This is a genomic window from Clavibacter sp. MX14-G9D (genome assembly GCF_032917815.1).
Taxonomy (GTDB): Bacteria; Actinomycetota; Actinomycetes; order Actinomycetales; family Microbacteriaceae; genus Clavibacter; species Clavibacter michiganensis_K.
The window spans coordinates 1-3492 of record NZ_JAVCVL010000253.1; the positions used below are offsets into that span (position 1 = coordinate 1).

Annotated in this window: 5 protein-coding genes; 1 reads left to right on the top strand and 4 read right to left on the bottom strand. The window is 77.4% G+C overall.

Annotated elements, in window-relative coordinates; translation table 11 throughout:
- On the bottom strand, positions 1 to 501 hold a 501-nt coding region (locus tag Q6969_RS14150), incomplete at its 3' end, for an FAD-binding oxidoreductase (protein WP_317231012.1).
- Between the two features lie 17 nt (positions 502 to 518).
- Positions 519 to 1133 (bottom strand): sulfite oxidase-like oxidoreductase, encoded by a 615-nt coding sequence (locus Q6969_RS14155; RefSeq protein WP_317231013.1) that lies wholly within the window; start codon positions 1131 to 1133, stop codon positions 519 to 521.
- Positions 1134 to 1266: 133 nt separating this feature from the next.
- Here Q6969_RS14155 and Q6969_RS14160 point away from each other — a divergent pair, with 133 nt between their 5' ends.
- Complete coding sequence (locus Q6969_RS14160; RefSeq protein WP_317231014.1) at positions 1267 to 1773, top strand: metallophosphoesterase; 507 nt, start codon at positions 1267 to 1269, stop codon at positions 1771 to 1773.
- A 3-nt stretch (positions 1774 to 1776) separates the two neighbouring features.
- On the opposite strand, the gene Q6969_RS14165 is transcribed toward Q6969_RS14160, so the two are convergent.
- Both Q6969_RS14165 and Q6969_RS14170 read right to left on the bottom strand, forming a co-directional pair.
- Entirely contained in the window at positions 1777 to 3036 is a 1260-nt protein-coding gene (locus Q6969_RS14165; RefSeq protein ID WP_317231015.1) for a M20/M25/M40 family metallo-hydrolase, read from the bottom strand.
- Positions 3033 to 3410 carry a hypothetical protein gene (locus tag Q6969_RS14170; protein ID WP_317231016.1) on the bottom strand — a complete coding sequence of 126 codons (378 nt, stop codon included), beginning with the start codon at positions 3408 to 3410 and terminating at the stop codon, positions 3033 to 3035. The genes Q6969_RS14165 and Q6969_RS14170 overlap by 4 nt, the downstream gene beginning before the upstream one ends.
- Positions 3411 to 3492: the final 82 nt, after the last annotated feature.

A 3492-nucleotide genomic window follows, 5' to 3' on the forward strand; every position in this document is an offset into this window, starting at 1 on the left:
GACGAGCGCGCCCGCGGCCTCGAGCTCCTCGAGGCACGGCACGTCCGCCGCGGTGCGCGCCGACACGGCCGCGCGGACGAGGCCGGGGACGCCGAGGTGCCGGGCGTGGCGGATCATCGACACGAGCGGCACGGCGCCCGTGCCGCCGCCGAGGGCGACCGCGGGGGTCGCGCCGTCCCAGACGAGGAAGCCGCCGATGGGCAGGCGCATCTCGATCTCGTCGCCGACGCGCGCGACGTCGGCGAAGAAGCCGCTGACCTCGCCGTCCTCGTAGCGCTCCATCAGCAGTTCGACGCCCGGCTCGTGCGGCGCGGACAGGAGGGAGTACGAGCGCTGCGCGGTGTACCCGTCCTCGGCGCGCAGCCGGAGCACGCAGTGCTGGCCAGGGAGGTGCGGGATCCGGTCGGGCACGTCGAAGCGGAGGAGCACGGTCGCGGGGGTCGGGTGCTCGAGCGCCGTGATGGTCGCGGTGCGCCACTCGCCGCCCACCGAGGCGGGCACGGCGGGGGCGACGGCGCTCAGCGGTCCCCCTGGTACCGCTGCTCGCGCCACGGGTCGCCCCGGTCGTGGTAGCCGTTGCGCTCCCAGAAGCCCTGCTGGTCGCGGTCGAGGAGCGTGAGGCGGGCGATCCACTTGGCGCTCTTCCAGAAGTAGAGGTGCGGCACGAGGAGCCGCGCCGGCCCGCCGTGGTCGGCGGTGAGCGGCCGGCCGTCGGCCTCCCACGCGATCCACGCCCGGCCGCCGCGGACGTCCTCGAGCGGCAGGTTCGTCGTGTAGCCCGAGTGGGAGGTCGCGAGGACGAAGCGCGCCTCCGGGAGCGGGCCCGCCGCGTCGAGGAGCGTGTCGACGCTGACGCCCGCGAAGCGCGTGTCGAGGCGGCTCCACGTGGTCACGCAGTGGATGTCGCCCGCGTACTCGGACCGGGGCAGGGCGTGCGCCTCGTCCCAGTCCCACGCCGTCGGGCGCTCGACGAGGCCGTCGACGGCGATGGACCAGCGGGACTCCGGCAGGTTCGGCACCGCCTCGGCCGTGAGGACGGGCCAGCCGCCCTGGGTGTCGTACTGGCCGGGAGGGAGGCGGTCGGCCGGTCCCCTCCGCGGGCGGCCGACGAAGCCGCGGGTGATGCCGGTCATGGGCGCCTCCTCGAGGGGCGATGGGCGTACGGGTCGTGGACCATCATGGCGCGCGGATCGCGGGACGCGGGGCTGCGACGCCGGCGGATCCGCGGGGCCCGCCCGCGCGGCCGGCCGTCGGTAGCGTAGAGGGGTGACCACTTCGCTCGTGCTGATCAGCGACACCCACCTGCCGAAGCGCGCGAAGGACCTGCCGCAGGCGCTCTGGCGGGCGATCGACGCCGCCGACGTGGTCGTGCACGCGGGCGACTGGGTGGACGAGGCTGCGCTCGACGCGCTCGAGGCGCGGGCGGCGCGCCTGGTCGCCTGCTGGGGCAACAACGACCCCGCCGGGCTGCGGGCGCGGCTGCCGGAGACGGCCCGGGTGCGGATCGAGGGCGTCCGCATCGCGGTGACGCACGAGACGGGTGCGTCCTCGGGACGGGAGCGGCGCATGGACGCGGCGTTCCCCGACGCCGACGTGCTCGTCTTCGGCCACAGCCACATCCCGTGGGACACCGTGACGCCCGCGGGGCTCCGGCTGCTGAACCCCGGATCGCCCACCGACCGGCGCCGCCAGCCCGACTTCACCTGGATGACCGGGACGGCGGCGGACGGCCGGCTGGACGTCGAGCTGCACCGGTCCGCGACCCGCGACTGATCTCTAGTCGGCGGTATCCGCGCGCCCGGTCCCGGCCGCTCCGTCGCCGACGCTTCCGCAGAAGTCGAGGATCGCGCCCTCCAGCACGTCGGCGAGCCGCCGGACGGAGTCGACCTCGGCCCACTCCTCGTCCGCGTGCGCGCCGCCGCCCGTGACCCCGAGGAGGATGCACGGGATCCCCGCCTCCTGCACGAGCCCCGCGTCGGTCCAGAACGGCTCGCCGCGATGCGGCACCGGGGCGCCCGTGACGCGGGCGCCGCTGTCGAGCACCGCCTGGGCGAGGGGGCCGTCGACGTCCGCCTCGAAGGCCGCGCGCGCCACGAGCACGACGAGCTCCGCGGCGACCTCCGGCGTGCGGGCGACCACGGCGTCGAGCGCGGCGCGCAGCTCGGCCTCGACCTCGGCCGTCGACTGGCCCGGCAGGAACCGCCGCTCGACGGTGAGGACGCACGCGTCGGCGACCGTCGCCGCGTCGGAGCCGCCGTGGATCCGCGACACGCGCACCGCGCCCGTGCCGAGCAGCGGATGGCGGGGACCGGCGGCGAGGCGGTCGGCGAGCGCGTCGAGCTCCCGGAGGACGAGGCCGGCGTGCGCGATCGCGTCGACGCCCTGCTCGGGCATGGACCCGTGGGCGGCGCGCCCGCGCAGCCGGACCTCGTACCAGCCGAAGCCGCGGTGCGCGACGATCGCCTCCGACTGGCTGGGCTCGGAGATGACGGCGCCGTCGACGACCGTGCCGTCCGCGGCGAGCGCGCGGAGCGCCTCCTCCGTGCCGATGCTGGCGAACTCCTCGTCGGCGACGAGCGCGAGCACGACGTCGCCGCGCGTTCCGATCCGCCGGGCACGGTCGGCGGCGACCATCATCGCCGCGAGCCCCGCCTTCATGTCGAAGGCGCCGCGTCCGAGGAGCCGCCCGTCCTCGACCACGGGCGCGGTCCCGCCGCGGGCCGGGTCGCCGGGAGCGACGGTGTCGAGGTGCCCGTCGAGGAGGATGGTCCGGCCGCCGCCCGTGCCGCGCGCGGTCGCGAGGACGGTGGGCCGGCCCGGCGTGCCCTCGAGCACGCGCACCCGGAAGCCGCGGGCGCGCAGCCACGCGGCGGCGTGCGCAGCCACCGCGGACTCGCCCGCGGCACCCGCCACCAGGTCGGGGTTGGTCGAGTCGATGCGGATGAGCTCGGCAGCGAGGTCGACGGGGTCGACCTCCCCGGGGAGCGCGAGGGCGTCCCGCCCGTCGGGCCGGGGTGCCTCCGCCGCCTGGCTCACGACCGAGGAGGGAGGTCGTCCGCGGGACGCGCGGGAGCGCCGGCGCCCGCGTCGTCCGTGTCGTCCATGTCGTCCAGGAGGCGCAGGGCGCTCTGCGGGACGACCACCCGGCGTGCCGGGGCGTCGCCGTCCGCGTCCTCCGCGCCGAGCTCCACGATCCACGACCGGCCCCGGGCGGTCGGCACCGGGCTGACGCTGCGGAGCCCGTCCGAGGCGGTCGCGACCACCAGTCCGACCGGCTCGCCGTCGAGGCCGGGGTCCCCCGTCGCGGACGCGCCGTCCACGATGACCACCACGGCGCCGACGCCGATCGCGTGCGAGCCGGCCGCGCCGCCCTCGTCGTCGGATCCGTCCCGGCCGCGTCTCATCCACATGCCCCGATCCTCGCATCGGGCGTCCCCCGTCGGCGCCCGGCGCGCGGCGACGGCGCCGCACGGGGCGCCGTCGCGACCGGCC